Annotated in this window: 23 protein-coding genes; 10 read left to right on the top strand and 13 right to left on the bottom strand. The window is 68.1% G+C overall.

Annotation, left to right across the window (positions count from 1 at the left end; genetic code table 11):
• Window positions 1-182: 182 nt before the first annotated feature.
• Window positions 183-1643, top strand: coding sequence for an SDR family NAD(P)-dependent oxidoreductase (locus ACIBO1_RS20490; protein WP_396748749.1), 1461 nt, complete (start codon window positions 183-185; stop codon window positions 1641-1643).
• Between the two features lie 83 nt (window positions 1644-1726).
• On the opposite strand, the gene ACIBO1_RS20485 is transcribed toward ACIBO1_RS20490, so the two are convergent.
• The 6 genes from ACIBO1_RS20485 to ACIBO1_RS20460 form a co-directional block, all read right to left on the bottom strand.
• Entirely contained in the window at window positions 1727-3244 is a 1518-nt protein-coding gene (locus tag ACIBO1_RS20485) for an aldehyde dehydrogenase (NADP(+)) (protein WP_396748746.1), read from the bottom strand.
• A complete protein-coding gene (locus ACIBO1_RS20480) occupies window positions 3241-4434 on the bottom strand; it encodes a fumarylacetoacetate hydrolase family protein (protein ID WP_396748744.1) in 1194 nt (397 codons plus the stop codon). The genes ACIBO1_RS20485 and ACIBO1_RS20480 overlap by 4 nt, the downstream gene beginning before the upstream one ends.
• Complete coding sequence (locus ACIBO1_RS20475) at window positions 4431-5612, bottom strand: mandelate racemase/muconate lactonizing enzyme family protein (RefSeq protein ID WP_396748741.1); 1182 nt, start codon at window positions 5610-5612, stop codon at window positions 4431-4433. The genes ACIBO1_RS20480 and ACIBO1_RS20475 overlap by 4 nt, the downstream gene beginning before the upstream one ends.
• A 6-nt stretch (window positions 5613-5618) precedes the next feature.
• The gene (locus tag ACIBO1_RS20470) at window positions 5619-6449 is read right to left on the bottom strand and encodes a carbohydrate ABC transporter permease (protein WP_396748739.1); all 831 of its coding nucleotides are present in this window, start codon (window positions 6447-6449) and stop codon (window positions 5619-5621) included.
• Window positions 6446-7405: a carbohydrate ABC transporter permease gene (locus ACIBO1_RS20465; protein ID WP_396748737.1), complete on the bottom strand. Its 960-nt coding sequence runs from the start codon at window positions 7403-7405 to the stop codon at window positions 6446-6448. Before ACIBO1_RS20465 ends, ACIBO1_RS20470 begins: the two co-directional genes overlap by 4 nt.
• A gap of 66 nt (window positions 7406-7471) precedes the next feature.
• A complete protein-coding gene (locus tag ACIBO1_RS20460; RefSeq protein WP_396748735.1) occupies window positions 7472-8719 on the bottom strand; it encodes an ABC transporter substrate-binding protein in 1248 nt (415 codons plus the stop codon).
• A 144-nt stretch (window positions 8720-8863) separates the two neighbouring features.
• On the opposite strand from ACIBO1_RS20460, the gene ACIBO1_RS20455 reads away from it, so the two are divergent.
• Window positions 8864-9631: an IclR family transcriptional regulator gene (locus ACIBO1_RS20455; RefSeq protein WP_396748734.1), complete on the top strand. Its 768-nt coding sequence runs from the start codon at window positions 8864-8866 to the stop codon at window positions 9629-9631.
• Window positions 9632-9729: 98 nt separating this feature from the next.
• Here the strand turns inward: ACIBO1_RS20455 and ACIBO1_RS20450 are convergent, their stop codons facing one another.
• Both ACIBO1_RS20450 and ACIBO1_RS20445 read right to left on the bottom strand, forming a co-directional pair.
• Window positions 9730-11259, bottom strand: coding sequence for an alpha/beta hydrolase-fold protein (locus ACIBO1_RS20450; RefSeq protein WP_396748732.1), 1530 nt, complete (start codon window positions 11257-11259; stop codon window positions 9730-9732).
• 241 nt (window positions 11260-11500) lie between these two features.
• Window positions 11501-12988 (bottom strand): alpha/beta hydrolase-fold protein, encoded by a 1488-nt coding sequence (locus tag ACIBO1_RS20445; RefSeq protein WP_396748845.1) that lies wholly within the window; start codon window positions 12986-12988, stop codon window positions 11501-11503.
• Window positions 12989-13563: 575 nt separating this feature from the next.
• Here ACIBO1_RS20445 and ACIBO1_RS20440 point away from each other — a divergent pair.
• On the top strand, window positions 13564-14349 hold the full coding sequence (locus ACIBO1_RS20440; RefSeq protein ID WP_396748729.1) for a class I SAM-dependent methyltransferase: 786 nt from the start codon (window positions 13564-13566) through the stop codon (window positions 14347-14349).
• A gap of 121 nt (window positions 14350-14470) precedes the next feature.
• Here the strand turns inward: ACIBO1_RS20440 and ACIBO1_RS20435 are convergent, their stop codons facing one another.
• Complete coding sequence (locus ACIBO1_RS20435) at window positions 14471-14842, bottom strand: metalloregulator ArsR/SmtB family transcription factor (protein ID WP_350698278.1); 372 nt, start codon at window positions 14840-14842, stop codon at window positions 14471-14473.
• A 426-nt stretch (window positions 14843-15268) separates the two neighbouring features.
• On the opposite strand from ACIBO1_RS20435, the gene ACIBO1_RS20430 reads away from it, so the two are divergent.
• Window positions 15269-15859 carry a DinB family protein gene (locus ACIBO1_RS20430; RefSeq protein WP_396748727.1) on the top strand — a complete coding sequence of 197 codons (591 nt, stop codon included), beginning with the start codon at window positions 15269-15271 and terminating at the stop codon, window positions 15857-15859.
• Window positions 15860-15926: 67 nt separating this feature from the next.
• Here the strand turns inward: ACIBO1_RS20430 and ACIBO1_RS20425 are convergent, their stop codons facing one another.
• Entirely contained in the window at window positions 15927-16466 is a 540-nt protein-coding gene (locus ACIBO1_RS20425; RefSeq protein WP_396748725.1) for a hypothetical protein, read from the bottom strand.
• 151 nt (window positions 16467-16617) lie between these two features.
• Between ACIBO1_RS20425 and ACIBO1_RS20420 the strand changes: the two genes are divergently transcribed.
• Entirely contained in the window at window positions 16618-16947 is a 330-nt protein-coding gene (locus ACIBO1_RS20420; RefSeq protein WP_396748723.1) for a cold-shock protein, read from the top strand.
• 375 nt (window positions 16948-17322) lie between these two features.
• Here ACIBO1_RS20420 and ACIBO1_RS20415 read toward each other — a convergent pair whose 3' ends face one another.
• A complete protein-coding gene (locus ACIBO1_RS20415; protein ID WP_396748720.1) occupies window positions 17323-17853 on the bottom strand; it encodes a pyridoxamine 5'-phosphate oxidase family protein in 531 nt (176 codons plus the stop codon).
• A gap of 139 nt (window positions 17854-17992) precedes the next feature.
• Window positions 17993-18796 carry a helix-turn-helix domain-containing protein gene (locus ACIBO1_RS20410; RefSeq protein ID WP_396748718.1) on the bottom strand — a complete coding sequence of 268 codons (804 nt, stop codon included), beginning with the start codon at window positions 18794-18796 and terminating at the stop codon, window positions 17993-17995.
• 76 nt (window positions 18797-18872) lie between these two features.
• On the opposite strand from ACIBO1_RS20410, the gene ACIBO1_RS20405 reads away from it, so the two are divergent.
• The 5 genes from ACIBO1_RS20405 (at window position 18873) to ACIBO1_RS20385 (ending at window position 23025) form a co-directional block, all read left to right on the top strand.
• On the top strand, window positions 18873-19256 hold the full coding sequence (locus ACIBO1_RS20405) for a hypothetical protein (RefSeq protein ID WP_396748711.1): 384 nt from the start codon (window positions 18873-18875) through the stop codon (window positions 19254-19256).
• Window positions 19253-19618: a DUF4345 family protein gene (locus ACIBO1_RS20400; RefSeq protein WP_396748710.1), complete on the top strand. Its 366-nt coding sequence runs from the start codon at window positions 19253-19255 to the stop codon at window positions 19616-19618. Before ACIBO1_RS20405 ends, ACIBO1_RS20400 begins: the two co-directional genes overlap by 4 nt.
• A gap of 45 nt (window positions 19619-19663) precedes the next feature.
• Complete coding sequence (locus ACIBO1_RS20395; protein WP_396748709.1) at window positions 19664-19882, top strand: hypothetical protein; 219 nt, start codon at window positions 19664-19666, stop codon at window positions 19880-19882.
• Between the two features lie 10 nt (window positions 19883-19892).
• Window positions 19893-21158, top strand: coding sequence for a serine/threonine-protein kinase (locus ACIBO1_RS20390; protein ID WP_396748707.1), 1266 nt, complete (start codon window positions 19893-19895; stop codon window positions 21156-21158).
• An 85-nt stretch (window positions 21159-21243) separates the two neighbouring features.
• On the top strand, window positions 21244-23025 hold the full coding sequence (locus ACIBO1_RS20385; protein WP_396748704.1) for a substrate-binding domain-containing protein: 1782 nt from the start codon (window positions 21244-21246) through the stop codon (window positions 23023-23025).
• A 236-nt stretch (window positions 23026-23261) separates the two neighbouring features.
• On the opposite strand, the gene ACIBO1_RS20380 is transcribed toward ACIBO1_RS20385, so the two are convergent.
• Window positions 23262-23840, bottom strand: a complete 579-nt coding sequence (locus ACIBO1_RS20380) for a dihydrofolate reductase family protein (RefSeq protein WP_396748702.1) — start codon at window positions 23838-23840, stop codon at window positions 23262-23264.
• Window positions 23841-23926 lie beyond the last annotated feature (86 nt).

Below are 23926 nucleotides of genomic sequence, written 5' to 3'. Positions count from 1 at the left end.
CCGTGCGGGGTGAACGGCTCCTCGACGGCGAGGACACCTCGTCGAGGTGTGATTTCGACGGTCTCCGGGCCGGTGGACAGGCGCGGGGATGCGTCGGAGGCCGCGCGGTGCGTACAGTTCCGGGTCGGACTTGGGGTGGGCCGGATGGATCCGGCGCAGGGAACGGGACGAGCAGCGACGGCATGACGGCAGACAAAGACACGGAAAACGGTCAGTACCGCATTGACCCGTCCCGGCTGGAGACCTGTCTCAGCGTCTTCGAGGCGTTGGAGGACCTACCTCCCGATCACCCCGACGTGGTGCGGGTGCAGCGGGCCACCGCGAGGCTCTACAAGACGATCAAGCAGCGGCGGCGCGAGGAACGGCGGGATGCCATCGCGGCGGCCGACCGCGCGGTGACGGCGGCCACCGCCACCGGTGCCCCGGGCCGGATCGACGATGAGACCCAGGGCAACCCGCTCGTCTCCCCCACTGCGGGTGCCACGGCCGGTGTGCTGCACAACCCGCGCGGCTGCTATGTCTGCAAGCAGCGCTACCGCGATGTGGATGCCTTCTACCACCAGCTCTGCCCGCCCTGCGCCGCGCTGAACCGGGAGCGCCGGGACGCCCGTACCGACCTGACCGGTCGACGCGCACTGCTCACCGGCGGTCGGGCGAAGATCGGCATGTACATCGCGTTGCGGCTGCTGCGCGACGGCGCGCACACCACGGTGACCACACGGTTTCCCCACGACGCGGTCCGTCGATTCGCCGCGATGCCCGACAGCGGGGAGTGGCTCCACCGCCTGCGGATCGTCGGGATCGATCTGCGCGACCCCGCCCAGGTGATCGCCCTCGCCGACTCGGTCAGCGACCAGGGACCACTCGACATCCTGATCAACAACGCGGCGCAGACCGTCCGCCGCACGCCCGCCGCGTACGCGCACCTCGTCGCGGCGGAGGCGGCGGCCCTGCCGGACGGCCCACTCCCCGAGATGATCACGTTCGCCAAACCGGCCGGCCGGGGCGACCCGGCGGGCAGTCTGATCGCCCCACCGACCTCGCCCACCATCACCCCGCACGCGCTCACCGCACTGGCGCTCACCAGCGGCTCCGCCTCGCCGGAACGGATCGCGACAGCCAGCGCCATCGACGCCGGCGGTCTGGTGCCGGACCTCGACCCGGTCAACAGTTGGGTGCAGCGGGTGCACGAGGTGAACCCGGTCGAGCTGCTCGAAGTGCAACTGTGCAACGTGACCGCGCCGTTCGTGCTGGTCAGCCGACTGCGACCGGCGATGGCCGCAGCGGCCGCCCGCCGCAAGTACGTGGTGAACGTGTCGGCGATGGAGGGCCAGTTCGGCCGTGGCTACAAGGGGCCAGGGCACCCGCACACCAACATGGCCAAGGCCGCGCTGAACATGCTGACCCGGACCAGCGCCCAGGAGATGCTGGCCGACGGCATCCTCATGACCAGCGTCGACACCGGCTGGATCACCGACGAGCGGCCTCACCCGACGAAGATGCGGCTGGCGGAGGACGGCTTCCACGCCCCGCTGGACCTGGTCGACGGCGCGGCCCGGGTCTACGATCCGATCGTCCGTGGCGAACAGGGCGAAGACCTGTACGGCTGCTTCCTCAAGGACTACGCGCCCTGCGCCTGGTGATCCGTTACTGCCCGACGTTCTCCTGCTCCGACGCTGGTCGTCGCGGGACCGACCGGTTCCGCGACGACCACGCCCTCGTCCCGTCAGCGGCGGCCCGCGTCGAGGCGGCCGTCGAGCCGCCGGGGGATCTCGGTGTAACCGTCGCGTAGTTCCTCGGGCAGCAGCCACTCCGGCGCGTTCTGCCAGGCCAGCGGGCGCAGGAATCGGCGGATCGCGGTGGCGCCCACCGAGGTGTGCAGGGAGTTGGTCGACGGCCAGGGGCCACCGTGGTGCTGCGCCCAGGAGACGCGCACCCCGGTCGGGTAGCCGTCGAAGACGAGCCGCCCCACCCGTGCGGCGAGCAGGTCGGCCAGCGCGCGTACGGTGGCCCGGTCCTCGTCGGCGCCGACGTGGATCGACCCCGTGAGCGACGGCGGCACGACCGCGAGCGTCGCGTCCAGGTCGGCGGCCTTCGGGTAGCGGACCACGACCAGGGCCGGGCCGAAGCATTCGTCGGCGAGGGTCGCGGACAGTTCGGTGAGCTCGACCTCCAGCAGCACCGGTGACACGGTGAAGCCGGCCGTGGCGTCGACCTCGGGTCGGGCGAGCAGGCGGGCACCGGCCTGTTCGAGCGTCGCGGACCCGGCCAGGAAGGCGTCCCGGATGCCCTCGTTGAGCAGGACCGCTCCGGCGGCGGCGCCGACCTTCTCCCGCAGCGTCCCGACGAGCCGGTCGCCCGCTTCGTCGGACGGGACGAACGCGAGTCCGGGCTTGGTGCAGAACTGACCGCCGGAGCCGGTGAAGGAGGCGAACAGCCCCTCGGCGATCTGCGCTCCCCGCTCGGCGGCCGCCGCAGGCAGCACGATGATCGGGTTGACGCTGCTCAGTTCGCCGTAGAGCGGGATCGGGTCGGTGCGCTCGTCGATCGCCGCCTGGATCGCGCGGGCCGCGCCGATCGAGCCGGTCAGGGCGGCTGCCCGGATGGCGGGCTCACGCACCAGGGACCGTCCGGCCGCCTGGCCGTGGATCAGCGCCAGCACGCCGTCGGGGCCGCCCATGCTGCGCACCACCGACTGGATCACGATCGCCGACGCATGGGAGGTCAGCGGGTGGGACGGGTGCGCCTTCGCGACGACCGGGCAGCCGGCGGCCAGTGCGGAGGCCGTGTCACCACCGGCGACGGAGAAGGCGAACGGGAAGTTGCTGGCACCGAAGACGGCGACCGGGCCGACCGGGACGAGCATCCGCCGGACGTCCGGTGCCGGGCCGAGCGCCGTCTCGGCGGCACGGTCGACGGCAGCTTCCAGGTACCCGCCGTCGCGCAGCACGTCGGCGAACATCCGGAACTGGACGGCCGATCGGGTGAGCTCGCCGTCGAGCCGGGCCGCACCGAGACCGGTCTCGCCGTCGGCGGTCGCGACCAGGTCGGCGCGATGCGACTCCAGCGAGTCGGCGATCGCCTCGAGCAGTCCGGCCCGGCCGAGCCGGCCGAGACCCGCGAGCCATCCCTCGGCGGAGGCGGCGACGGAGACCAACGCCGCCAGGTCAGCGTCGCTGGTCTCGCGCAGGTCGGTGTCCCGGCGCTGCCCGGTCCTCGGGTCGGTGGTGCTGACGACGTTCACAACAGTCCCCTCTTCACGAGATTGCGCATCAGGTCGCGTACCCCGAAGTCCCAGGGTTCGCACTCCTCCGCGTGCCGAACGCGGTTGACCAGAGTGCCGAGGGCCGGCGAACTGATCCGCACGACGTCGTCGACCTTGTGGGTGAACCCCTCACCGGGATGGTCCCGGTCCTGAATGGGCGCGAACATGGTGCCGAGCATGAGGACCGCGCCGTCGGGATAGCGATGGTGTGGACCGATCAGTTGGCGTACCAGTGCCTCCGGTTCACGGGACATCTGCGCCATCTCGGATACCGCGTCGAGGTGGAAGCCGTCCACGCCCCGGATCTCCAGTCCGATCTCGAGCCCGCGTACCCGGTCCAGCCCGAAACGTTCGTCGAAGAGCCGGATGAGCGGACCCAGCGCGCACGAGGCGTTGTTGTCCTTCGCGAGTGGCAACAGCAACGCGGAACGCCCCTCGACGTCGCGAAGGTTGACGTCGTTACCCAGCGTCGCGCCCACGATCCGACCGGTCGAGGCGACGATGAGCGCCACCTCGGGCTCGGGGTTGTTCCAGGTCGACGCGGCGAGTACACCGACGGGCACCGCGGTGCCCATGGCGGACAGTATCTGCCCCTTGGTGAAGATCTCCGCGTCCGGTCCGATGCCGACCTCCAGGTACTGGCTCCAGATCCCCTCGGCGACGAGCTGGTTCTTGAGCCGGGCCGCCTCCTCCGAGCCGGGCGACAGTTCGTGCAGCTCGGTGCCGACGTCGGCGAGCATCCGCTGACGGATGTCGGCGGCGAGAGCCAGGTCGCCGCGGGCGCGTTCCTCGATGACCCGCTCCAGCATCGACACCGCGAAGGTCACGCCGGCGGCTTTGAGCACCTGGAGGTCCACCGGGGTGAGTAGCCATGGCCGGGTCTGGTCACGGACGTCCGCCCCCGTGTTGGCGAGCACCTCGAAGAAGCTGCCGACCCGTTCGCCGTCGAGCGTGGCCACCACGGCGGCGGGGTCCGGCAGTTCGCAGATGTCGCAGACGGTCGCGAAGTGGGCGCTGACGTCGAAGACGTCGCCGTTTCGCACCACCACCGGTGACGGCCCGCCGGCGGCGGGGTCCCAGATCCGTCCGATCAGGATGCTCTCTTCGGCGTCGTCCGGCAGTGCCTCTGCGGCGGTGCCGAACCAGTTCGACTCGCTGTGCAGGCTCATGCACCGGCTCCCAGGTTGAAGAAGGAGCATTCGTCCGTCGGGCGGATGACGTAGACGGCGTCCCGGAACATCCGCACGGGGTGCGGTGTGAACGGGTGTTCCGCGATGGCCTCCAGGTCGAGTTCGATGCCGAGTCCGACGGCGTCCGGGATCAGGACGTCGCCCTCCTCGGTCAGCACCAGGCGTTCGTTGGTGATCTCCGAACGCCACGGCACGTCGGTCGCCATGATCTCCAGGTACCTGAAGTTGGGCAGGGTCGCGCCGAGTTGCAGTGTCGCGGCCGTGCTCAACGGTCCGCTCGGATTGTGCGGGGCGAAACCGACGTAGTGGGCCGCGGCGAGGGTGGAGATGAAGACCAGTTCGGAGATTCCGCCGGCATGGGTGACGTCGGGTTGGACGAAGTCCACCGCCTGGCGGGCGAGCGCCGGGGCGAAGCCCTGCCGGCCGAACCAGCGTTCCCCCGCGGCGATGGGCACCGGCGAGGCGCGGCGGATGTCGACGAGGGCGTCGAGGTTGTCCGGCGGGCACGGCTCCTCGAACCAGACCGGATCGAACTGCGCGATCTCGCGCGCGATCTTGATGGCGTGGCGCACGTCGAACCGGCCGTGGCCCTCGATGAACAGTTCGACGTCGCGCCCGACAGCGGACCGGACCGCGTCGATCTGGGCCAGTACCCGGTCGAGCTGTCGGCTGGTGATGGTGAGGTCGTAGTTCTCGAACGGATCCCACTTCAGGCCGCGAAACCCGCTGGCGACGGTGCGCCGCGCGGCGTCGGCGTAGTCCGCCGGGGTGGAGGCCCGGGAGAACCATCCGTTCGCGTACGCACGCACCCGGTCGCGGGTGGCGCCGCCGAGCATCCGGGAGACGGGGACACCGAGTTCCCGTGCCGAGATGTCCCAGAGCGCCATCTCCAGCGAGCTCAACGCGGTCATGATGACCGGTCCTCCGCGCCAGTACCAGTCCCGGGCGGTCTCGTAGAGGATGCGCGAGATGTGCGTCGGGTCGAGACCCACCACGGCCTCGGCCAGTTCGGCGATCGCTCCCTGGACGGCGCGTTCCTTACCTTCCAGGGTGGCCTCGCCGAGCCCGACGATCCCCTCGTCCGTGGTCACCCGGACGATCACGAGGTTGGTGCGGTAGAAGTCGACGAGGAGCGTGTCGACTGAAACGATCTTCATGCGGTATCAACCCTTCACGGCGCCGGCGGTCATGCCGGCCACCACGTACTTCTGCGCGAACAGGTAGAAGGCGACGGCGGGCAGGGTGAACATGAAGGCGACCGCCATCACCGTCTGGATCGGTGTCCCCAGCTCACCGATGAAATTCGCGATGCCGACCGAGGCCGGCTGGATCTCCGGGTTGAAGATGAACGTCACCGCGAAGACGTACTCGTTCCAGGCGTGGAAGAACGCGATGACCGCGCTGGCCGCGATCGACGGTGCGATCAACGGGATGCTGATGCGGGTCAGCACGGTGAACGGACGGGCTCCGTCGACCCGGCCGGCCTCGTCCAACTCGTGCGGAATGCCGTCGATCGCCCCCTTGAGGATCAGCGCGACGATCGGCAGCACGAAGGCCGAGTTGGCCAGGATGAGCCCGGTGAGGGAGTCGAGCAGGTCGAAGCGCCGGAACAGGGCGAACAGCGGCACCACCATGAGCGCCTCGGGCAGCATCTGGGTGAACAGCAGCACGATGGTCATCACGGCCTTGCCGCGGAACTTGAACCGGGACAACGCGTAGCCGAGCGGGATGCCGAGGGCGATCGAGAGGACTGTCGTGCCGGCGGCGATCACCAGGCTGTTGAGCAGCCAGCCCGTCGCCTTGCCGTCGGCGAGCGCGTCGACGAAGACCGCGAACTGGGAGAAGTCCGGGATGAGTCGGGGCTTCTCGCCGAAGAGGTCGGCGTTGCTCGTCAGCGCCGTGACGAACATCCAGTAGAGCGGGAAGACCGCAAGCCCCAGCACCACGAGGACGGTGATGATGCGCAGGGTGAGACCGATACGGAGCCGCCTCATCGGGAGTCCTCCTTCTCGACGGCGCGGGCGACGAACCGGCTGCCCATGATGACGATGAGCGAAATGACGACGCCGACCATGCCGATCGCCGCGGCGGACCCGAGTTCCTTGGAATCGAACGCCTGGGAGTAGAGGTCGATGACGAGGGTCTCGGTCGCGCCGACCGGCCCGCCCTTGGTCATCAGCCAGATGAGTTCGAAGCGTCGCAGCGACCAGATGGTCATCAGGAGGGCGAGCAGCCCGACGGTGGGTTTGATGACCTGCCAGGTGACCGCACGGAAGGTCCACCATCGGCCCGCACCGTCCATCGTCGCGGCCTCGGTCAGGTCGTGCGGGACGGACTGCAACGCGGAGAGCAGCACCACCGAGGTGAACGGGAACAGTTGCCAGATGGTCGTCGCCAGGATCGCGGGCAGGGCGTACCTCGGACTGTCGAGGATGGCGCCGCCGGGCACGCCGAGCCCGATCGCGTCCAGGAAGCGGTTGACGATGCCGTACTGCGGGTTGAGCATCCACGTCGCGATGAGCGCGACCGCGATGCCCGGCGCCGCCCAGGGCACGGTCACCAGGGCGCGTGCGATCCCCCGGCCCCGGAACCCCCTGTTGAGCAGCAGGGCGATGGCGAGACCGGCACCGACCGCGCCGACGACACAGACGACCACGTAGACGAAGGTGGTGAGGAGGGTGCGGTGGAAGTCCTCGTCACCGAAGATGCGGACGAAGTTCTGCAGTCCCACCCAGGTGCTCTCGGTGGGGTTCAGCAACGTCGTACGCGTGAAGCTGAGGAAGATCTCCTGCGCGAGCGGGACGGCTTGGAAGACGAAAATGAACAGGGCCGCGGGCGCCAGGAAGAGGTACGGCGTCCATTTGCTTCCCTGCGGGCTAGGTCGACGGGGGCCGCGTCGACGCCGGGCCTCGGAGCGAGGCACCTTGGTCTGCTGCTCCAGCACAGTCATCGGATTCGTTCCTTGTCCGCTAGGACGCCGCCGGCGCGAACGGTCTCGCGCCGGCGGCGTCGCTGGTCAACCGACCAGTTCGGTTGCCTGCTGCTGGGCGCGGTCCAACGCGGTCTTGAGATCCACCGAACCCTGGAGGGCGGCGATCACGTTCTGCACCACGACCTTGCGGATGTCCGGCGTCTTGGCCTCGAACCCGAGCACGATCTGCGGCAGGCTCGACGGGGTGAGCTCGTCGAAGACCGGCAGGAACGGCGTCTCGGCGAGGGACTCGGCACTGCGTTCGGTCACCGTCGCAACGCTGCTGGCGCCCAGGATCTCCTGCAGCTTGACCTGGTTGGCCGGCTCCAGTGCCCAGCGGATGAAGGTGGCTGCCGCCTCCTGCGCGGGGCTCGCCTTGTTGATCACGATGGGCGCGAGGATCGAACCCTGGCTGCGGACCGGGAACGGGATGGGCGCCACGCTGAAGTTGAGGTTCTCGTTCTGGCCGCGGGTCGCCGTCACGTAGCCGCCGTTGTTGAGCTCCATGCCGACCTTGCCCTCGGCGAACATGCGGCGGAAGGTCGCCGCGTCGGTGCCGCGCGGGATCACGTTGGCGTCGTAGAGGTCCTTGTACGCCTGGAGGCCCTCCAGGTTCTTCGGTGAGTTGATCGTCAGGTTCGTGCCGTCGGACCACGCGCCGCCGAAGCCGTAGACGTAGTTGAAGATGTCCTGCCACACGCCGGCCTCTTCGGCCTCGGTCTGCCGGAACGCCAGGCCGAAGACGTCGCCCTTGGTCAGGGTCCGGGCCGTGTCGAAGAACTGCTGGTAGGTGGTCGGCGGGTTCGGGATCAGGTCGGCGTTGTAGAACATGGCGTAGTTGGACGCCTCGAAGATGACGCCGTGGCGTACGCCGTCGTGGACCATGAACTTGTCCGGCTGCTCCAACAGCTTGTACTCGCTGGTGTCGATCACGTCGTCGAGCGGCGCGATGAGGCCGGCGTCCGAGGCGGCCTCGAACTCGGGCATGTCGAAGCGGATCAGGTCGGGTCCTCGACCGCTGCCCATCTGGGTCAGCACGGTCTGTCCGAAGGTCGGGTAGGGCACCGCCGCGGCGGCGACCCGGATCGAACTCTGGCTGGTGTTGAACTCGTCGAGCCATTCCAGCAACTGGGGCCCACGCCCGGGGTCGCCGAAGGTCGAGGCGGCGAACGTGACGGTCGTGACGCCGTCCTCGGAGCCGCTGCCAGAGCCGCAGCCGGTCAGCAGGGCCGCTGTGATGCCAATGATGCTGGTCGCCGCGAGGGTGCGGCGACGGAAGGGGTGGGTTCTCATCGTTACTCCCCAGTTACGGAGTTAGCGGGACGGGGCACTCGATGGTGACTTGCAACGATCGTAGGGACATATGCAACGGTGTCAAGTAGCGGTTGCGCATCACATCCGATACATTGCACATGTCGCAACCGAGGGGGTGTAACGATGGGTCAATCGATCCAGCGCGCGATCAACCTGATCCGCAGGTCGGCGGAGCATCCGCTGACCCTGACCGAGGCTTCGGAGGTGCTCGGCGTCCACAAGTCGACCGCGCTCCGGATCCTCCAGACGCTCGAATCCGCCCGGTTCGTGCGGAAGACCGGCGCGGGAACGTACGTCTTCGGCAGTGGGCTCATCGAGTTGTCCGAGCTGGCACTCGGCTCGATGGACCTGCGCCAGTTCGCCGCGGCCCATCTACGTCAGCTACAACGGCAGACCGGACACACGGTGCATCTTGCCCAGCTGACCGGGGACGAGATCGTCTACATCGACAAGGTGGACAGCCCCGCGTTCGACGCGGTCAAGCTGCCCTCCCGGGTCGGCCGGGCGGTCTCGATCTACGCGAGCGCGGTGGGCAAGGTGATCCTCGCCTACCTACCCCGCGACGAACGCGACCGGCTGCTCTCGCACGTCGTCTTCGAGCGGTACACCGAGACGACGTTCGCCGACCGAGACGCGCTCGAAGCCGAGCTGGTCCACGTCGGCGAGCAGGGCTGGGCTGCGGACAACGGTGAGCACGACGCGTACGTCATGTGCATCGCGGCACCCATCCGGGACTCCCGCGGGCGCGTCATCGCCGCCATCTCGATGACCGCGATCGAGGTCATCGCGAGCCTGGAGACACTGAAGGACAGCCTTCCGCTCCTCCTGGAGACCGCGACGCTGATCTCCCGGGAGATGGGTTACACACCACAGGCGGTCGCAGCGCACTGACCCGCGCCACCTCGGCCCTGGGACCGGGGACGCACCGGGTACGGATCCGCGTGGTGGCACCTCTGCCAGGAGGTGCCACCACGGGTCCGTGACCCGGACTAGCCGATGGTCACCGGAGTGCTACGGGACTCGTTGAACAGCTTGTCGCCCTGGTACTGCGCGACCACCGGTCCGTCCAGCAGAGTGCCCTTGACCGCCTTGTGGAAGCGGGCCACACCGTTCTTGACCGGTGCGGACCCGAGGTAGGTCTCGCCCACGTAGAAGTCGACCTTGCCGCCGGGGGTGGTGGCGTTGGCGGTCACCGCGTCCACGGTCGCGGTGGCGGTGACCTTGACGTTCCCCGAACGACCGGCCGGCTCGGTCGCCACGTCGAGACCGGTGTCGGTGGTGCGGAACGCCACGTTGCGCAGGTAGTAGTTCAGGAGCGGACGCCAGGCGTGCCAGGTGTGCACGCCCTCCACGTTGTGCTCGGTGAGCTCGACGCCGGCCGCGCGCAGTGCGGCGGCCCGCGCCACCGAGTTCTGGGCGATGTTGCCCAGCCGGTCCTGCAGACCGGTGCCGATGTAGATGCCACCGGGAATGGCCTTCATTCGGTCGATCTGCGCCTGGTTCGCCGCCGGGCCGCCCCAACTCCAGGCGGCGTGGTATCCGAACAACTCGGTGTTGTCGTACAGGATCGTGAAGGCTCGGCTGCCGCCGGCGGAGAACCCGCCGAACGCCCGGTCCTCCACCCGGGTGGAGACGTGGTAGTTCTGCTCGACGAACGGGATGACGTTGTTCCGTAGTTCGTTGGCGTAGCCCTGGTTACCGCCGGGCAGGCCGTTGAAGTCGGTGGAGACGATCACCATCTGCTGGGCCGCCTTGTCGGTGATGGCGTTCTCCAGGATGTGGTGCGCCACCCCCTGCATGGTCCAGGCGGTCGAGTTGTCGCCCGAGCCGTGGCTCAGATAGAGGGTGGGGTAGGGCACGGCCCGGTCGGCCCGATAGCCGTGCGGCAAGTAGACCACGATGTCGTGGACGCCGGCCGGGTTGGTGGACAGCGGCGAGACGTACCGCCGCGATTCCAGCGTGCCCGCCTTGTTGGCCTTGACCGGCCGCTGGTAGTCCGTGTCGTAGGTGGGGAACTTCTTGTTGCTCGGGACGAAGACGGTGCTGCGAACCGCACCGGGCGCACCCGGGTACTGCGGCATGATCTGCCACGGGTTGGCCGGGTCATGGTGCAGGGCGCAGCCACTGGCGGTGCTGCTGGTGCAGTCGTGCGTGAAGGCGTAGCGGTACGTGCCGGCGGGCAGCGGGACGGTGGCCTCCCAGACGCCGTCTGCCCTCAGCTCCATGGGCAGAATGTGCCAGGGGGTGGCCGCGATGTCGCCGGGCTGCCACTGTGCGGGAGGGCGGCCGTCGCCGCAGTCGTTGCAGACGACGCTCTCCGGGCGGGAGAAGAACCAGTCGCCGTAGACGTGGACGGTGTCGACGCCGGCCGGAGCCCGGTATCGGAACGTCACCGCCTGCCCGCTCGGTGCCTGGTTGGTGCTGACCACTGTGGGGCCCAGGGGTGCCGAGGGCTTCGCCGCCGCGGGTGCCGCGACCGCGCCGGCCACGAGCGTTCCCGCGACCGCGAGACCTGCCACCAGGGATCTTGTCAGCCGCCGATGCGGCGGGTGTGTGAGAAGGGGACGTGCCACGAACATCTACCTCTCCTTCACGGACTGTGTGTCGGCTTGATCCAGAACTACGTCAGTCGTTAACGCAGTTGCAACGATCGTAGTGACATATGCAACGCTGTCAAGGCCCGATTGCGCATCGCATTCAGCGCGTTGCTCAATATGCAACGATGATGGAAGGCCGTTCGGGGCCCGGAACCGGGTCGGATCAGCCGGCGTCCGGCGCGGCACTCCACGACTCGTTGAACAGCTTGTCGCCGCGATACTGCGCGACCACCGGAGCGTCGAGCAACGCGCCGTTGACCGCCTTGCGGAACTGGGCGACGCCGTGCCGGACCGGGGCGGAACCGAGGTGAATGTCGCCGGCATAGAAGTCGACCTTGCCCGTCGGCGAGGCGGCGTTGGTGCTCACCGTGCCCACCGTCGCGGTCGCGATCACCCGCACGTTGCCGGACTTGCCGGCCGGTACGGTCTCGACCTCGATCCCGGTCGTGGTGGTGCGGAAGGCCATGGTGCGCAGGTAGTAGTTCACCAGCGGACGCCAGACGTGCCAGGTGTGCACGCCGTCGACGTTGTACTCGGTGATGTCGACGCCTTCCGCCTTGAGGGCGGCGACCCGCGCGATCGACAACTGCGCGGTGTTGCCCAGACGGTCCTGCAGGCCGGTGCCGATGTGGATGCCACCGGGAACGGTCTTCATGCGCTCGACCTGGGCCGCGTTCGCGGCCGCCGCCGGCCAACTCCAGATGGCGTGGTAGCCGAACAGCTCGGTGTTGTCGTACAGGATCGTGGTGGCCCGGTTCCCGCCCATCGAGAGGCCGCCGAACGCGCGATCCACGGAACGGGTCGAGACGTTGTAGTTCTGCTCCACGTACGGGAAGACGATGTCGCGGAGGTGGTTGGCGTAACCCTGGTTGCCGCCGGGCAGGCCGTTGAAGTCGGTGGAGACAATCACCATCTGCTGCGCCACGCCATCCCGGATCGCGTTCTCCAGGATGTAGTGGGCGACCCCCTGCATCGTCCAGGCGGTCGAGTGATCGCCGCCGCCGTGGCTGAGGTACAGGGTCGGGTACGGGGTTGCCCGGTTGGGGTCGTAGCCGTTCGGTGTGTAGACGACCATGTCGTGGACGCCGGGCGGGTTGGTCGAGCCGGGTGAGGCGTAGCGGCGAGATTCGAGCGTACCGGCCTGGTGGGGTGCCGTCGGCTTCTGGTAATCGGTGTCGTAGGTCGGGAACTCAGCGCTGCTCGGCACCCAGATGGTGCTGCGCACCGCGCCGGGGGCGCCCGGATACTGCGGGAAGATCTCCCATGGGTTGGCCGGGTCGTGGTGCAGGGTGCAGCCGCCCGCAGTCGGGCTGACGCAGTTGTGGGTGAAGGCATAGCGGAACGTGCCCGCCGGCAGCGGGACCGTGGTCTCCCACACGCCGTCGGAGCCCTGCTCCATGGCGATCGTGCGCCACGGGGTACCCGCGATGTCGCCCGGTTGCCAATCCCATGGCAGACGGCCGTCGCCGCAGTCGTTGCAGACGACGCTGTCGGGCTTTGTGTAGGTCCAGTCACCGTAGACATGGACGGCGGTGACGTCCTGGGGCGCCTGGTAGCGGAACTTCACCGCGTATCCGCCCGGAGCCTGCTCGGTCTTGATCACCTCGGGCCCCAGGGGTGTGGACGGCGCCGCTGCCGCCGCAGGAGCCATGACTGCCACGGCCGCCAGCGTTCCGGCGACCGTCAGGCCGGCCAGAAGCGGCCGGCCCAGCCGGCTACCTGGCGGAGTTGTACGACGAGGACGTGCTGTGGACATGTGCCCTCCTCCATCGAGTTGGCGGTCGGACCACGCCGACCGCCCCGACCGTTAACATGTTTGCAACGATCGTAGGGACATATGCAACGCTGTCAAGGGATGGTTGCGCATCGCGGTCTAGTCTTTGCAAGTAGCGCAACACCACAATCTAGGGTCGATGTGGAGAAGCCACCCAGCGAGTGCAAATAGTGCGTCGAGTGGTGTTCCGGTCGGCGTGCACGGCCTGAGCGCGGAACCGGGTGTCAGGACGCGTCGACCTGGCCCGACCGCAGGGCCCGGCGACCTCACGCTTCTCCTGCGGCTCGTAGGTCTGTCGATCCTGGGATCGGGAGACCATTGTTGTCCCGTCCACGATGGTCCAGCCTCGATCGCAACGAACGACCCGAGACCCTGACCGGCGGCAATCCATGACCCAGTGAATGGCGACGCCTCCAGCCGGTTCAGCTACCGAGCGATAGAGGGCAATACCTGTGTCATTTCTTCTCGAGTTCCTGCGCAGCCCTCTGACTGTCGGAGCGATCCGGCCGAGCGGTCCGGCACTGGCCGAGCTGGCCACAGCCTCGGTGCCGGCGACGGGCTGTCCCGTCGTCCTAGAGCTCGGCCCTGGAACCGGCGCCTTCACCGCGCCCATCCAGCAGCGCCTGGCCGGATCGGGCCGACACCTCGCGATCGAGATCAACCCTCGCTTCGCCGAGCGACTGGCCATGCTTCATCCCGCTGTCGACATCGCGGTCGCGGACGCCGCGTCCCTCCGCGAGGTGCTCGTGCAACGCGGCGTCGACCGGGTCGACGTCGTGGTCAGTGGCCTGCCATGGGCGGCTTTCGACGAAGAACTGCAACGGAACGTACTGTCTGAGGTGGTAACCGTCTTGCAGCCGGCCGGCGTCTTCACCACATTCGCCTACGTTCACGCCCGGTGGGCCCCATCGGCCCAGCGATTGCTGGCGTCTCTCCGATCGCGGTTCGAGGAAGTCGTCGTCAGCCGGACGGTGTGGACCAACCTGCCACCCGCCCTGGTCTATTTTTGCCGACGTCCAATCACGGTTGTCGACGAGAGCTTCGGAGGGCGTTCGATCCTCGGCCCCAGTCGAGCCGAATGGCCAGTCCCGCAGGCTGCATCCCGATGCGCGGACGGCAGATCCCTGGAATGGAAGCGACTTCAGGTCCGTGGCTGCCGATCCGCCGGGCCGGTGGAGACGAGGCGGCTCGGTCGAAGGGAACGCACGCGGCAGACCGCTGGTGGCCGCACCCCTTGATGGACACCTTGACCCTGACATCTGCGAACGCCTCGGTGCCGTCTCAGGCGGACGCCCCGGATCGGGCGACCGCAGTCGAGCACCGGCTCCGCTGCCTGACGGCGGTCTCCGATGGCGTCGGTCAGCGGGTCTTCTTCGTTGCGCGTTTGCGGGGCGGGGTCAACAGGTCGGCGACCGCAGCGATGGCAGACGGCACGAGACGGTAATACGCCCAGACACCACGCTTGTCACGCTCAAGCAGACCAGCCTCAGTGAGAATCCGCAGATGATGACTCACCGTCGGCTGAGACAGCCCGAGAGGCTCAGTCAGATCACTGACCGACGCCTCCCCCTCCGGAGCCGACTGAATCAGACTCAGCAATCGCAGCCGAGCCGGATCAGCGAACGCCTTCAACACCCCCGCCAGCCGCTCGGCATCAGCACGCTCGAACGGCTCACCGGCCAGAGGCGAGATGGCGGGCGTCACAGTCTTCACAGTTGCCACGCCCTGCATCGTTGCAGGAAAACACATCAATCCGCTGGTGAACGAGGGCAGGATCACCCAAAGCTCGGGTGGGAGCCCATCGCTTCTGCCGTATCTCGCATGATGATCTACGCACCAGCGGACGCGTCCAGCACGGCGTCACGATCGCCGAACCCGGCGACTTGCCGACCGGCCACCTGGGCTTCACCCCTCTGACCGGCATCACCACCCGGGACTGGCTGTTGCCGACCAGGCCGGAGCCGTCGGTGGGGCGGGCCGCGCCGGACAGGTGCCCGACACGGCCCGGAGATCGGTGCCGACCGATACCGGGCGTCAGCAGGCCAGCGTGGAGATCGGTACGCGCGTCAGCCCGCGATGGATGGCCCAGCGGATCAAGCTGCCTATTCCCGGTCGCCTCGCAGAAATGGCTCGGACGCATCAGGAAGACTGGCAGGCATGGCTGATCTGGGCGACCCGAAGGCTGCGCTGCACCACTACCTCCAGGCGACTCGCGATAACCTGATCTGGAAGCTCGACGGGCTGAGCGAACGCGAGGCCAGACTGCCCCGCACCGCGACCGGCAATAACCTGCTGGGGGTCCTCAAGCACTGCCTCAATGTCGAAGCCGGCTACTTCGGGCCTGCCTTCGGGCGTGAGTTCCCGATGCCTGAGGAACTGGTCCCCATGCAGGCGTTCGAGGAAGACCCGCAGGCAGACTGGTATGCGCGGGAGGGCGAGACGAAGAATGGGCTGATCAACCTGTATCGCCGCGTCGGGGTGTTCGCGGATCAGACGATCGAACAGCTACCCCTCGACGCGCCAGGGCATGTGCCGTGGTGGCGCCCAGGCGAAAGGGACGTGACGCTGCACAGGATCATCATCCACGTGACCACCGACCTCGCCCGTCACGCCGGGCACGCCGACATCATGCGCGAGCAGCACGACAGGGCGATCGGCTTGCGGCGGGAGAACTCTGGCGTCCCCCACGACTACGACTGGGCGGCGTACGTCACCAAGCTGACGAAGCTCGCTGACCGGTTCGGTTAGCCACCCCGGTCCCATCCGATGTTCGAACTGCCCCAGGACTTGTGTCATGACTGCCCTGTGCCGGCGTTCAGCAGGCGTTCCTTCCCAGGCGTGCGAACTCGTCACGGGAGACGGTCTTCTGTACCTCTTCGTTGGTCTCGATAGTGGTGATCAAGACCGATCCTGGTTTCAGGTCGGCCAGTTCAGGAAGCCGGAAGCTCACGTCGTGGGAGGTGAAGCTGCTGTTCCTGGTGAGTACGCGCATTCGGAAGCCTGTGCCCAGGTCAGGGCCCGGCGAAGGCGGGAAGCCCGTCAGCTCAACGGTGGCCGGTGAGGTCGCGTCGCGCTGCTGCACGTCGTACCGCCACTCCGGCCAGTTGGACGACGGAGTCGGTGCATCGGACGGGGACGGCGAGGCCAGATCGTCTGCGATACGGAGAACCACGACGTCCGGCGGCTGGTCCGCGCACCAGGCTAGAGCCGCGAGCGGCCGGCCGTCAGCATCCGCGGTCAGTCCGGTGACGGCTTTGATCGCGGGTGTGCAGGACGTCAATCCTGCCAGTACCAATAGAGCGGCGCTCAACGACGCGGTGGTCCGCCGCGCCGTCGCCAGCGGGTGAACGGCCATGCTCCGACAATCGCAGCGTTACGTCGATCTACGACCACGGTCTCGTCTCAGATCGATGACGGCCCCCGGCCGCAACGGCGCGCCCGCTCGGTGGCAGATGCGGACGCGGACTTGGCAGACCACGTCGACGGGTGTCGTGCAGACTGGGCCAATGGCGAGTGTTGGTTCAGTACGCACCTTCGATGCCGAAGCAGGTTGGGGTGTCATCGACGGCCCGGATGTGCCGGGCGGGTGCTGGGTCCACTTCTCGGCCATTGCCTTGGATGGATACCGGAAATTGGCCCGCGGGCAGCACGTTCTCTTCCGCGCCGAGGTGGCGAGCCAGGACGGTTTCGCCTATCGAGCTGTGAAGGTCTGGACGGGTGACGAAGAGCCGGCCGATCAGCCGCGAACCCAGCGCAGCTCCTACGCCTACCACAGCTCGTTGACCTTGGCATTCGATCCGCCCCGCCTCAACGACGTAGTTGGCCCTCAGGGGTAGGTGGCCCCACGCCGTGCACTGCGCGGCAGGTACGGATGGCGGCCCGCTTGGGAGCCCGGGAAAGATCAGATTCATGGGACGCAGAGCTGCCACGTAGGCATGGTCGAAGGTCAGCACGATTCATGGGGCTCGTGCTGGGAGCGCCGATGCGTGTGCCAGTGAGATCTACTCCTACCGGTACCGCGGTTACGCACCCTCTGACAGTGCTCTCTTTCCCGACGAGCTGTAGCTCGTTCCAGGGCGTCGCGGATGCTATCGGTCTGTCCGAAGCGAACGGGCCGTCTCCCGGCTTGAACGGTCCGCCCTTGGCTAGGCGGCGACGAGACCTCTGACGAAGCAGATCTTGGAGGCGTATCGGTTGGCCCGTGCTGTGGATCAGGGCTGGGACGCCACGGTGAGCTTGGCGATGTCCGGGGCATAGACGGTCATCCAGTGCGGATGCAGCCGGTAGTAGACCACGTCGTTGTCCCAGTCGAAGGGGTCGTCGCCGTAGAAGTCCTTCAAGTACGCGAGCACGTCCGGCCAGTCCGTGGCCTGGTCGCCGTTGCGGGGGTTGAGGATCTCCACCGTGCCGTGCGTGAAGACGCCGAGGTCCTCACCGCGCATATGTGCGGCGCTGACGGCGGGTCGCGCCGCGAGATGGCGCGCCTTGGCGGCGTCGCGCGCCGTACCGAAGTACCACTTGCCTCGCAGGAAGTGCCCGTCCACACCGCTGATCCGCGGCTCGCCCTTCGCCGTCACGCTCGACAGAGCAAGGGTGCACATACCGGTGAGGACCTGGGTGAGCTGCTCCGCGTTCAGTGTGCGTGCGGTGTTGATGATCGAGCGGAGGTGGGAGGTGGAGCCGGCGAGGGAGGTGTCAAGGAGGGCTTGGAGCTTTTCGAGATCTTCTGGGGTTTCGCGCATGGAGGTCCCTGTCTCTCCGTATCTATCGGTGCCCTGGTCCGCGCCCATCACCGGCGCCGACCGATGAACCTATGCTCCACGCAAAACCTGACACCTTGTGTCATATTTCTTCAACTGGCGTACGGACACCAGGTGAATGTCATCGCGTGTCGAGCACGACCAGCCGAGTGTGTTCGGAAAGTAGCCTGCTCGCGGTCAGTCCGAACATGGTGTGGAAGCTGTCGCTGAAGTGCCCCGGCGAGGCGAACCCAGCCTCGATGGACGCCCGGGTCAGGTCCATACCTTCGCCGACCGCGAGCGCGACGTGCAGCATCCGTGCCCACAACCGGTACCGGCGGAAGCTGGTGTGGGCGTTCGCCGAGAACAGGTGCAGAAACCGTGACGTCGACAGGTGCACCTCGGCAGCGAGCTGCGCCGCGCTCATCTTCTGGTCAGGGTGAGCACGCATGATGCCGATCGCGGTGCGGATCCGCTCGTCCATCGCGCCAGGGTTCGGAGGGTCGACGAATTCCCGCAGTCGGGCCGGATCGGGGAACGAGGTTTCCTGTACGTGACCAATCAGCGACGACTCGTGCTGATAGTCGAGCCCGACCGAGGAGGTGCGTTCGGTCATCCGAGCGCGAACACCCTCCGCCAGGCCCGAGCCAGGGTCGAGGTAGAAGAACAGCATCCGGCCGTCGTCCGCGATGACCCGGTGTCGTGTTCGCGCCTGAATGAGGGCGCTGCGGGTACGCCGTTCACCAATGTCGTCGGCTTGTAGCGTGAACGGTCCGTCGACGCCCAACGCGAAGCAGTGCACGGAACCGGAGTGCGCCTTCAGCCTCAGTGAGGGCCCCAGATAGGCCGCCTGTCCGAGCCAGATCCAAATTCTTGCCTGCTCGGCACGACACGTTTCTGGAAGCGGGACATCGGCCACGAAGCCGATGATCGCACGTGTGCTCATAACCGCAGAGGAACGGCCAACACGCGGGCTGCGCCCACCAGGACGAATCAGACGGCGACTGGGGCAAGGGCTCCTTGTGGCGGCCGGATTGCTCAACGTGCTGCCCGGCGCTGGCGCCGTGTCGCCGGCCTGGGCCCGTTCGGCCTATGGCGTGGACGTCACGGGCGTGGACCTGGAGACGCTCATGCGGCATCGGGCGATCCTGCTGGCCCTGGTCGGCGTCACCGTGATCGTTTCGGCGTTCCGCCCGCACCTGCGCCCCGCCGCGGTGGCCATCAACGCGGCCAGCTTCGGCACCTTCCTGCTTCTCGTGCTGACCACCCCATCGCTGAACCAGCAGGTCGTCCGGGTGGCGCAGGTCGACGCCGTCGCGTTGCTCGTCCTGTCGGCGGGGACGGCCCTGCTCGCGTCCGGCCCCTGCGGGCGCCGCACGACGCCAGCGGTTCGAGGGCGCGAATGACGACAACGGTCATCATCATCGTCGGGATGTTCTTCTTCGGCATGGGCGTCTACGCGCTCGCCGCGCCTGCGGCACTTGCCCGTCCCTTCCGCATCGTCATCGATTCAGCAGAAAGCCGGTCCGAGATCCGTGCGGTCTACGGCGGGTTCGGCCTGGCGATCTCCGCCGTACTGGCTGCGGCGGCGCTCGACATCGGCGATATCCGGACCGGCGCGGTCATCACCGTCGCAGCGGCCCTTGCCGGAATGGCCCTCGGCCGGATGTTCTCCCGGATCGCCGACAAGGCCACTGCGTTCTACCCGATCTGGTGGTATTTCTGGATCGAGACCATCGCTGCCGCCCTGCTGTTCGGCGTCGCCTGACCCTGATCTTGGCGAGTCGTATCGCAGGCAGGGAAGGCACCGCCGATGGCTTCACTCGGCGGCGTCGCGTTCTGGGCCCCAGGCTCGGCTACCAACGGCGACGGGCGTACCGGCTTCCACACGCTCGATGCGGCACGCGAGCGTCCCGTCCCCTGCGAATGGGCGTTCCTCGACCTCAGCCCGTGGTCGGAGTTCTCGGTCACCAGCGGCGGACATGGCACGATGGCCGTGTCCTGCGCCGCAGGTGGCCGGGCACGACGCTGATGGAGTCGGGATGTCAGAACTGGCCGGCACGCCGGTGCCAGGATTGGCGAAACTGTGGACGCACGATCCGGTCACCGCCGGCCGGTATCGGCTGATCGGCCGACTGGGCGCGGGTGGACAGGGGGTCGTCTATCTCGGCGAGGACGACGCTGGTGACCGGGTCGCGGTCAAGATGATCAACGCCGATCTGAGTGATCCACGGGCCCGGTCGCAGTTCGTGAAGGAGATCGCCGCCGCACGCCGGGTCGCTCCGTTCTGCACCGCGCAGGTGCTCTTCGCCGAGGTGGATGGCGAGCAGCCCTATGTGGTCAGTGAATTCATCGAGGGTCCGACCCTGCACCGACACGTCCGCGAGCACGGCCCGGTGACCGGTAACTCCCTACACCGGCTCGCGGTCGGCACCGTCACCGCACTCGCCGCGATCCATGGTGCCGGCGTGGTGCACTGCGATCTGAAGCCGGACAATGTCGTACTCGGCAAGGACGGCCCTCGGGTGATCGACTTCGGCATCGCACGCGCGTTGGGAGTCACCGAGACGGCGTCCAGCCGAGTCATGGGGACCACCGCCTACATGGCGCCCGAGCGGTTCCGTAACGAGGCGGTCGGTCCACCGTGCGACGTCTTCGCCTGGGCGGCCACGATCGCCTTCGCTGCCGGCGGTCAGCCGCCGTTCGGCAATGACTCGCTCTTCGCCGTGATGCACCGGGTGCTGCACGATCCACCCGAGCTGCCCGCGTTGCCTGCCGCACTGGACGAACTCATTCGGCAGTGCCTGGCCAAGGATCCGGCGGATCGGCCGGGTGCCGAACGTGTACTGGTACGGCTGCTCCGACAGGACGCCACGCTCACCAAGCCGCTACATCGGGAGAACCTGCTCGAAGTAGGCAACGAGACAGCGGGCGCGCCGACACCGAACCACCCGCTCCCCCAGCTCACGCCGACGGCACCGCAGCCGCACTCGACGACGTCGCGGACTCCGGCCCAGCCGACGGTGCCGACCCAGGCCCGGCCGACGCGGCCGGAACACGTGCCCGTGACGGAGCCCGCCGTCGGCGCCGAGCCCGACGGCGCGCTGCGGCGACTGCGGCGTGAGTCCCTGGACGCCTGGGGCCTTTCGACCGCACTCTTCCTCGGTTCGGTGGGCGCCGCCGGCGGCTACGTCGCGTCGAGCGCGATCGGCCCGGCCGCCGCAGTCGGGGCGGTCACCTTCGTCGTGGTCTACCTGGTTCGGCTGCTCGTCGCGACGGCGGTCGGGGGACGGTCCGACCACGGATGACTCGGTACGGTGGAGGTCTGGGCGCCGGCTGGCGCCGGATCGATAGGTTGACTGCCACCAGCCGTCTGCCGAGGAGGACGTCCCGATGACCCCACCCGCTACGCGTACACGGCAGTGGTTGCCCTACACCGCCGCCGTCACCGCCGGGCTGGTGGTCATCGTCGGAGCCTTCGTGTTCGTCCAACAGCGCGAAGCAGGCAGCGAGGGGCCCCGCACCGACTGCGCCATCACCCTCCAGGTCAACTCCTCCACGGAGAAGGCGGAGCTGCTGGTCGACCTGGCTGAGCGCTACAACAGCAGCACCCGGTCGATCGACGGCGGCGGCTGCGCCCAGGTGCACGTCAGCGCGTTGAACTCGGGCAAGGCCACCGAGGCGCTGGCCACCGGATGGACCCACACCGGCCTGCCGCAACCTCAGGTCTGGCTGCCGACGTCGAGCCTGTGGACCGGCCAGTTGCGGCTGCTCGACGAGGCCGCCGGGCGGGCGCCGCAGACGCCGGACCGCTACCCGTCGATCGCCAACAGCCCGCTGGTGATCGCGATGCCGCAGCCCAAGGCCGAGCTGGTACGCCAGCGCGGGCCGCTGGGTTGGGGGGAGATCCTGGGCCTGTCCGGGCGGGACGGGTGGGCGGGCTTCGGCAAGCCGGAGTGGGGCCGGTTCACGTTCGGCAAGGACAACCCGAACCTGTCCACCTCCGGGCTGGCGGCGACCATCGCCACCTACTACGCGGCCGTGCAACGGGCCAGCGACCTGACCCGGTCCGATTTGGCCAACCCAGCGGTCACCCAGTTCGTGCGCCGGATCGAGGCCAACGTGGCGCACTACAGCGACGACTCGGTGGACCTGCTGCGCAGCCTCGCCGAGGCGGACCTGGCGGGTCGTACGGATGACATGAGTGCCATCGTCCTGCAGGAGGCGCTGGTGGACCTCTACAACACGGGCACGCTGAGCCCTCGGCAGGACGGGCAGGAGCGGGGCCTCCGGCCGAACGTCCCGCTGGTCGCCGTCCACCCCAAGGAGGGCACGTTCAACCTGGACCACCCGTTCGTGGTGCTGCCCTCCGCCGATGAGGGGCAGCGCGCGGCAGCGGACGACTTCCATGCCTTCCTGACCGAGGACGCCCAGCAGGAGAGCTTCGCCCGCCTCGGTTTCCGGGACCACGAACGCCGAGCCTCGGCGGAGTTGCTTGCCAGCGTCGGCGACGAGCCCACCGGCGGGCTGACCTACTTCGAGCCCCCGGCCCCGCAGGTGGTCGGCGCGATGCTGGACGGCTGGCACACCCTCCGCAAGAAGGCCAACATCCTGATCGCCCTGGACACGTCAGGGTCGATGCAGGCGATGGTCGGCACCCGTACCCGTTTCCAGGTCGCCTCGGCGGCGGCGGGCAAGGGTCTCGCGTTGCTCAACTCCGAAGACCGGGTGGGGCTCTGGTCCTTCTCCTCGGAGACCCGGGAGCGGCCGAAGAGCCCCTACCGTGAGGAGGTTCCTCTCGGTGCGTTCGATCAGAAGCGGATCACCCGCAAGATCGACGGCCTGCACGTCGAGGGCGGCACCGCGCTCTACGCGACGGTCCGGGCCGCACACCGGGAGCTGCTCGACCGGTACGACCCGCAGCGGATCAACGCGATCGTCGTGCTGACCGACGGCAAGAACGAGTACACCAAGGACAACGACCTCACCCGCCTGCTCGACGAGGTCGCCCTGGACCCGCAGCGTCCGGTGAAGGTGTTCTGCATCGCCTTCGACCGGGAGTCGGACTTCGCCACCCTGGACAAGATCGCCAAAGCGTCGTCGGGCAAGGCCTACGACGCCACCGATCCCGCCACGATCGACGAGGCGTTCGTAAAGCTGGTCAGCAGTTTCTGACGCACTCTCACTCCGGGACGTCGTCGGACGGCGTCAGCGCGCCGCGAACACCCTCAGTGCACTGACGTCGATCCGTGCCGCCCGTCCGGACGGAGCATCGATCCCCCGCCTTCCTGGACAACCTGTCCGCAAGGCCACACGATCCGGGCATGGGCTGCCGGCACGAGGTCGAGCGGTGCCGTCCCAGGAGCAGAAGCGCCGCATGCGGCCCGAGTCGGCCACGGATCTTGGGCTGATCAGGCCAGGCTCGCTCGCGCCGCACGGGACGGTCCGTCCATCCCGGCTTGGTAGTGCAGAGTGACGATCTCTTTGTGGCGGCTGACGTCGATGAGTGTGAGATGGATGTGCTTATCGGGGCCGCGGAAGCGTACGCCGTCGCCGAGCAGGATCGGGGCGATGTGCACGATGACCTCGTCCACCAGGCCGGCGGCCAGACACTGGCTGGCGACGTCCGCGCCGATGATGAGCACATCCCGTCCTGTCGCGGCGATCCGGGCTTCGTCGACGACAGGTTCGACGTCGCCGGCACGGACTGCCACACCATGGAGCGGTCGCTCGGTGGGGCGGTGGGTGAGCAGGTACTGCGGGCCGGACCAGGCGCCGTCGAACACTTTCCTGCCGTCTCGTTCTCCCGCCTCGTAGCTGCGTCGTCCGGCGATCACGGCTCCGGTGCGCTCAACCACGGCGGCGGCTGTCGGATCCTCCGGGTCGAAGTGGTCGAAGACCCAGGTGACGTCGTCTCCTGGGGTGGCGATGTAGCCGTCGAGCGAGACGGTCGCGTGCCACAGCACTCTTCCTTGCGGGCGATCTGACATGGGTTCTCCCTAGGTACTCGGCCATGGATCCGATTGCAACATGCAATCGGTCCGAACAGCCTAGGGGAACCGGGAGTAGTCTGCAA

Origin of the sequence: Micromonospora sp. NPDC049903, from assembly GCF_044460945.1 — a bacterium.
GTDB lineage: Bacteria > Actinomycetota > Actinomycetes > Mycobacteriales > Micromonosporaceae > Micromonospora.
Note: the sequence above shows the minus strand (reverse complement) of the source record. Positions and strands in the feature narration are given on the sequence as shown.

What these genes read in the sequence shown, in the direction of transcription:
- ACIBO1_RS20420 (WP_396748723.1), top strand. Translation starts at nt 16,618, where the DNA reads ATGGCGAGTGTTGGTTCAGTACGCACCTTCGATGCCGAAGCAGGTTGG.
- ACIBO1_RS20480 (WP_396748744.1), bottom strand. Translation starts at nt 4,434, where the DNA reads ATGAGCCTGCACAGCGAGTCGAACTGGTTCGGCACCGCCGCAGAGGCA.
- ACIBO1_RS20445 (WP_396748845.1), bottom strand. Translation starts at nt 12,988, where the DNA reads ATGGCTCCTGCGGCGGCAGCGGCGCCGTCCACACCCCTGGGGCCCGAG.
- ACIBO1_RS20455 (WP_396748734.1), top strand. Translation starts at nt 8,864, where the DNA reads ATGGGTCAATCGATCCAGCGCGCGATCAACCTGATCCGCAGGTCGGCG.
- ACIBO1_RS20465 (WP_396748737.1), bottom strand. Translation starts at nt 7,405, where the DNA reads ATGACTGTGCTGGAGCAGCAGACCAAGGTGCCTCGCTCCGAGGCCCGG.
- ACIBO1_RS20430 (WP_396748727.1), top strand. Translation starts at nt 15,269, where the DNA reads ATGGCTGATCTGGGCGACCCGAAGGCTGCGCTGCACCACTACCTCCAG.
- ACIBO1_RS20410 (WP_396748718.1), bottom strand. Translation starts at nt 18,796, where the DNA reads ATGAGCACACGTGCGATCATCGGCTTCGTGGCCGATGTCCCGCTTCCA.
- ACIBO1_RS20425 (WP_396748725.1), bottom strand. Translation starts at nt 16,466, where the DNA reads ATGGCCGTTCACCCGCTGGCGACGGCGCGGCGGACCACCGCGTCGTTG.
- ACIBO1_RS20435 (WP_350698278.1), bottom strand. Translation starts at nt 14,842, where the DNA reads ATGCAGGGCGTGGCAACTGTGAAGACTGTGACGCCCGCCATCTCGCCT.
- ACIBO1_RS20460 (WP_396748735.1), bottom strand. Translation starts at nt 8,719, where the DNA reads ATGAGAACCCACCCCTTCCGTCGCCGCACCCTCGCGGCGACCAGCATC.
- ACIBO1_RS20390 (WP_396748707.1), top strand. Translation starts at nt 19,893, where the DNA reads ATGTCAGAACTGGCCGGCACGCCGGTGCCAGGATTGGCGAAACTGTGG.
- ACIBO1_RS20400 (WP_396748710.1), top strand. Translation starts at nt 19,253, where the DNA reads ATGACGACAACGGTCATCATCATCGTCGGGATGTTCTTCTTCGGCATG.
- ACIBO1_RS20385 (WP_396748704.1), top strand. Translation starts at nt 21,244, where the DNA reads ATGACCCCACCCGCTACGCGTACACGGCAGTGGTTGCCCTACACCGCC.
- ACIBO1_RS20470 (WP_396748739.1), bottom strand. Translation starts at nt 6,449, where the DNA reads ATGAGGCGGCTCCGTATCGGTCTCACCCTGCGCATCATCACCGTCCTC.
- ACIBO1_RS20395 (WP_396748709.1), top strand. Translation starts at nt 19,664, where the DNA reads ATGGCTTCACTCGGCGGCGTCGCGTTCTGGGCCCCAGGCTCGGCTACC.
- ACIBO1_RS20490 (WP_396748749.1), top strand. Translation starts at nt 183, where the DNA reads ATGACGGCAGACAAAGACACGGAAAACGGTCAGTACCGCATTGACCCG.
- ACIBO1_RS20380 (WP_396748702.1), bottom strand. Translation starts at nt 23,840, where the DNA reads ATGTCAGATCGCCCGCAAGGAAGAGTGCTGTGGCACGCGACCGTCTCG.
- ACIBO1_RS20415 (WP_396748720.1), bottom strand. Translation starts at nt 17,853, where the DNA reads ATGCGCGAAACCCCAGAAGATCTCGAAAAGCTCCAAGCCCTCCTTGAC.
- ACIBO1_RS20475 (WP_396748741.1), bottom strand. Translation starts at nt 5,612, where the DNA reads ATGAAGATCGTTTCAGTCGACACGCTCCTCGTCGACTTCTACCGCACC.